This window comes from Pseudomonas sp. EGD-AK9 (genome assembly GCF_000465935.2).
GTDB lineage: Bacteria > Pseudomonadota > Gammaproteobacteria > Pseudomonadales > Pseudomonadaceae > Aquipseudomonas.
Genome location: NZ_AVOF01000242.1, coordinates 1 through 4,940 on the forward strand (window position 1 = coordinate 1; position 4,940 = coordinate 4,940).

At 64.3% G+C, this 4,940-nt stretch carries 6 protein-coding genes; all 6 read right to left on the reverse strand.

All coding sequences use genetic code 11. The annotated features are described in order from the left end of the window. The coding region (locus N878_RS12585) for a 2-C-methyl-D-erythritol 4-phosphate cytidylyltransferase (RefSeq protein ID WP_031303113.1) at positions 1-184 on the reverse strand (184 nt) is incomplete at its 3' end. Beyond that, a complete protein-coding gene (ftsB, locus tag N878_RS12590; RefSeq protein WP_021444007.1) occupies positions 181-459 on the reverse strand; it encodes a cell division protein FtsB in 279 nt (92 codons plus the stop codon). The genes ftsB and N878_RS12585, both read right to left, overlap by 4 nt. Before the next feature lie 177 nt (positions 460-636). Further along, complete coding sequence (gene eno / locus N878_RS12595) at positions 637-1,926, reverse strand: phosphopyruvate hydratase (protein WP_021444008.1); 1,290 nt, start codon at positions 1,924-1,926, stop codon at positions 637-639. Positions 1,927-2,076: 150 nt separating this feature from the next. Then, positions 2,077-2,922 (reverse strand): 3-deoxy-8-phosphooctulonate synthase, encoded by an 846-nt coding sequence (kdsA, locus tag N878_RS12600; protein WP_021444009.1) that lies wholly within the window; start codon positions 2,920-2,922, stop codon positions 2,077-2,079. 3 nt (positions 2,923-2,925) lie between these two features. Beyond that, the gene (locus tag N878_RS12605; protein WP_031303114.1) at positions 2,926-4,557 is read right to left on the reverse strand and encodes a CTP synthase; all 1,632 of its coding nucleotides are present in this window, start codon (positions 4,555-4,557) and stop codon (positions 2,926-2,928) included. A gap of 151 nt (positions 4,558-4,708) precedes the next feature. Continuing rightward, on the reverse strand, positions 4,709-4,940 hold a 232-nt coding region (gene tilS / locus N878_RS12610), incomplete at its 5' end, for a tRNA lysidine(34) synthetase TilS (protein WP_031303115.1).

Genomic DNA, 4,940 nt, shown 5'->3' on the forward strand with positions numbered 1-4,940 from the left:
AGTAGGGATCGTCCGCGGCCAGACAGACCACGGCGCCGAGCAGGCCGGGGTGGTCGAGGAAGCAGTGCAGGCTATGTTCGAGAATGCAGCGCCCTGCCACCTGCAGGTACTGCTTGGGGCGGTCGGCGGCCATCCGCGCGCCGACGCCGGCGGCCGGGATCACCAGCCAGAAATTCGTGGTCATTCGGTCAGCAGGTAGAGGGTCTCGCCCTCTTTGAGCATGCCCAGTTCCTGCCGCGCGCGCTCTTCCACGGTCTCCATACCGCGCTTGAGCTCCATCACCTCGGCCTCGAGGATGCGGTTGCGCTCCAGCAGGCGTTCGTTCTCGCCCTGCTGCTCGGCGATCTGCTGCTGCAGGCGGCTGACCTGGGCCAGGCTGCCCTCGCCGATCCACAGGCGATACTGCAGGCCGGCCAGCAACAGGACCAGCACGATGAACAGCCAATACGGACTACGCATGGAGCGGCTCGCAGATTGAGTCATCGGCATGGTAGGGGCTGCGTTCATGCTTGAAAAGAAGCCGACTGATGAGTGACATGGGATTTCGGTACCTGCATCCGTGCATTGGTTCCAAGGGTTCGACGAAGCGTCCACGAAAAAGGGCGACTCGCGTCGCCCTTTTCTACCACGCAGTGCTTAGCCGCGGAACTCGGCACGGCCCTTATAGGGAGCCTTGCCGCCCAGCTGCTCTTCGATGCGCAGCAGCTGGTTGTACTTGGACACGCGGTCGGAGCGGCACAGCGAACCGGTCTTGATCTGACCGGCGGCAGTACCCACGGCCAGATCGGCGATGGTGCTGTCTTCGGTTTCGCCGCTGCGGTGCGAGATCACCGCGGTGAAGCCGGCGGCCTTGGCCATCTGGATGGCTTCCAGGGTCTCGGTCAGCGAGCCGATCTGGTTGAACTTGATCAGGATCGAGTTGCCGATCTTCTCATCGATGCCGCGCTTGAGGATCTTGGTGTTGGTGACGAACAGATCGTCGCCGACCAGCTGCACCTTGGCGCCGATCTTGTCGGTCAGCACTTTCCAGCTGGCCCAGTCGGACTCGTCCATGCCGTCTTCGATGGAGATGATCGGGTAGCGCTGGGTCAGGCCGGCCAGGTAATCGGCGAAACCTTCACCGCTGAATACCTTGCCTTCGCCGGCCAGGTCGTACTGTCCGTCCTTGTAGAACTCGCTGGAGGCGCAGTCCAGGGCCAGGGTGACGTCCTCGCCCAGCTTGTAGCCGGCATTGGCCACGGCTTCGGCGATGGCGGCCAGGGCGTCTTCGTTGGAGGCCAGGTTCGGCGCGAAACCACCCTCGTCGCCCACGGCGGTGTTCAGACCACGGGCCTTCAGCACGGCCTTGAGGTGGTGGAAGATCTCGGCGCCCATGCGCAGGGCCTCGGCGAAATTCTTGGCGCCGACCGGCTGGACCATGAACTCCTGGATGTCGACGTTGTTATCGGCGTGCTCGCCGCCGTTGATGATGTTCATCATCGGCACCGGCATGGAGTAGACGCCCGGGGTGCCGTTCAGGTCGGCGATGTGCGCGTACAGCGGCACGCCCTTGGCCTGGGCCGCGGCCTTGGCGGCAGCCAGGGACACGGCGAGGATGGCGTTGGCGCCCAGCTTGGCCTTGTTCTCGGTACCGTCGAGCTCGATCATCGCGCGGTCCAGGGCCTGTTGATCGGTCGCGTCCTTGCCCAGCAGCAGGTCGCGGATCGGGCCGTTGATGTTGGCGACGGCCTTGAGCACGCCCTTGCCCAGGTAACGGCTCTTGTCGCCGTCACGCAGCTCCAGCGCTTCGCGCGAGCCGGTGGAAGCGCCGGACGGAGCGCACGCGCTGCCGACGATACCGCCTTCCAGAATTACATCCGCTTCCACGGTGGGGTTGCCGCGGGAGTCGAGAACCTCACGACCCTTGATGTCGACGATCTTTGCCATTGTTGTTTGCACTCCAAGGTTTGACGATAAGACTGCAGCAGCGGGCTGCGCGGGGCCGCCGTCGCCCCGTGGGGCGGGTCGGCGACACAGTCTGACTCACGGGTCAGGGGGATCTTTTCTGGGGCGGCACTTTACCGGATTGCGTGCGGTTCAGGCAGTCTCGATCGGCGGAAAACTCTTGATCAGGTCGTCGAGCTGCTTGAGCTGGGTGAGGAAAGGCTCCAGCTTGTTCAAGCGCAAGGCGCAGGGGCCGTCGCACTTGGCGTTTTCCGGATCGGGATGGGCCTCGAGGAACAGACCGGCCAGCCCCTGGCTCATGCCGGCCTTGGCCAGGTCGGTGACCTGGGCGCGGCGGCCGCCGGCCGAATCGGCGCGGCCGCCCGGCATCTGCAGGGCGTGGGTCACGTCGAAGAACACCGGGTACTCGAACTGCTTCATGATGCCGAAGCCGAGCATGTCCACCACCAGGTTGTTGTAACCGAAGCTGGAGCCGCGCTCGCAGAGGATCAGCTGATCGTTGCCGGCCTCCTCGCACTTGCGCAGGATGTGCTTCATCTCCTGCGGGGCGAGGAACTGCGCCTTCTTGATGTTGATCACCGCGCCGGTCTTGGCCATGGCCACCACCAGGTCGGTCTGCCGCGAGAGGAAGGCCGGCAGCTGGATGATGTCGCACACCGCGGCCACCGCGGCCGCCTGATGCGGCTCGTGGACGTCGGTGATCACCGGCACGCCGAAGGTCTTCTTCACTTCCTCGAAGATCTTCATGCCCTCTTCCAGGCCCGGGCCGCGGAAGGAGGTGATGGAGGAACGGTTGGCCTTGTCGAAGCTGGCCTTGAACACGTAGGGGATGCCGAGTTTCTCGGTCACCCGCACGTATTCCTCGCAGGCCTGCATGGCCAGGTCGCGCGACTCGAGCACGTTGATGCCGCCGAACAGCACGAAGGGCTTGTCGTTGGCGATCTCGATATTGCCGACCTTGATGATCTTCTGCGCCATGCCTTAGGCCTTCTTCGCTTGCTGCGCCAGCGCGGCGTTGACGAAGCCGCTGAACAGCGGATGACCGTCACGCGGCGTGGAGGTGAATTCCGGGTGGAACTGGCAGGCGACGAACCAGGGATGATCCGGCGCCTCGACCACTTCGACCAGCGCGCCGTCGCCGGAACGACCGGTGACCTTCAGGCCAGCCTCGGTCAGCTGCGGCAGCAGGTTGTTGTTCACCTCGTAACGGTGACGGTGACGCTCGACTATCACGTCCTTGCCGTAGCAGTCGTGCACCAGCGAACCGGCCTGCAGCTGGCAGTCCTGCGCGCCGAGGCGCATGGTGCCGCCCAGGTCGGAGCTTTCGCTGCGGGTTTCCACGCCGCCGGCGGCGTCCTGCCACTCGGTGATCAGGCCGACCACCGGATGCTGGCTGGCCAGGTCGAACTCGGTGGAGTTGGCATCGCTCCAACCCACCACGTTACGGGCGTACTCGATGACCGCGACCTGCATGCCGAGGCAGATGCCCAGGTAGGGAATCTTGTTCTCGCGAGCGTACTGCACGGTCTTGATCTTGCCTTCCACGCCGCGCAGGCCGAAGCCGCCCGGTACCAGGATGGCATCGACGCCCTCGAGCAGCGCGGTACCCTGGTTCTCGATGTCTTCGGAGTCGATATAGCGCAGGTTGACCTTGGTACGGTTCTGGATGCCGGCGTGGCTCATCGCTTCGATCAGCGATTTGTAGGCATCGAGCAACTCCATGTACTTGCCGACCATGGCGATGGTGACTTCCTTTTCCGGGTTGAGCTTGGCATCGACCACGCGATCCCACTCGGACAGGTCGGCGCCGCCGCACTCCAGGCCGAAACGCTCGACGACGAAGTCGTCCAGACCCTGGGCATGCAGCACGCCCGGAATCTTGTAGATGGTGTCGACGTCTTCCAGGCTGATCACCGCACGCTCTTCGACGTTGGTGAACAGGGCGATCTTGCGCCGCGAGGACACGTCGATCGGGTGGTCGGAACGGCATACCAGCACGTCCGGCTGCAGGCCGATGGAGCGCAGCTCCTTGACCGAGTGCTGGGTCGGCTTGGTCTTGGTCTCGCCGGCGGTGGCGATGTAGGGCACCAGGGTCAGGTGCATCAGCATGGCGCGCTTAGCGCCCACTTCCACGCGCAGCTGGCGAATGGCTTCGAGGAACGGCTGCGACTCGATGTCGCCGACGGTGCCGCCGATTTCCACCAAGGCCACGTCGGCATCGCCGGCGCCCTTGATGATGCGACGCTTGATCTCGTCGGTGATGTGCGGAATGACCTGGATGGTGGCACCCAGGTAGTCACCACGGCGCTCCTTGCGCAGTACGTCTTCGTACACGCGGCCGGTGGTGAAGTTGTTGCTCTTGGTCATCGTCGTGCGGATGAACCGCTCGTAGTGACCCAGGTCGAGGTCGGTCTCGGCGCCGTCGTGGGTGACGAACACCTCACCGTGCTGGAACGGGCTCATGGTGCCCGGATCGACGTTGATGTAAGGGTCCAGCTTGAGCATGGTGACCTTCAGGCCCCGCGCCTCCAGGATGGCCGCCAGTGAAGCCGAGGCGATGCCTTTCCCCAATGAAGAAACAACACCACCCGTGACGAAGATGTAGCGCGTCATGAAAAACCCTAGAAGTCTGCGTTTAAGCGGTCAGTGCCGCCGGGGAAAGCGAAGGAGCGCCATCAGTAGCAACAATGGCAAGCCCGCCAAGCTCCCTGAGGGAGTCGGCAAAAGCTGTAGTAAGACGGGAGCGTAGTCTACCGGAAAGGCCTTACCAGCTCAAACCTTGATCACCGATCGGCGGCGACCAGTGCAAGCGCAGATCGCCCCGCCCCGGACGCGGCGCCGGCGCCAGATTGGCCACCGCCACCAACTCGTCGCCATCGAACAGCAAGGGCAGCCGCGGACGCACGAACGCAGGCACGCGCAGCTCGTTGAGCAGGCGCTTGAGGTCGCGCCGGCCGCGCCCCGGCAGCTGCAGCGACTCGCCGCCGCGGCGATAG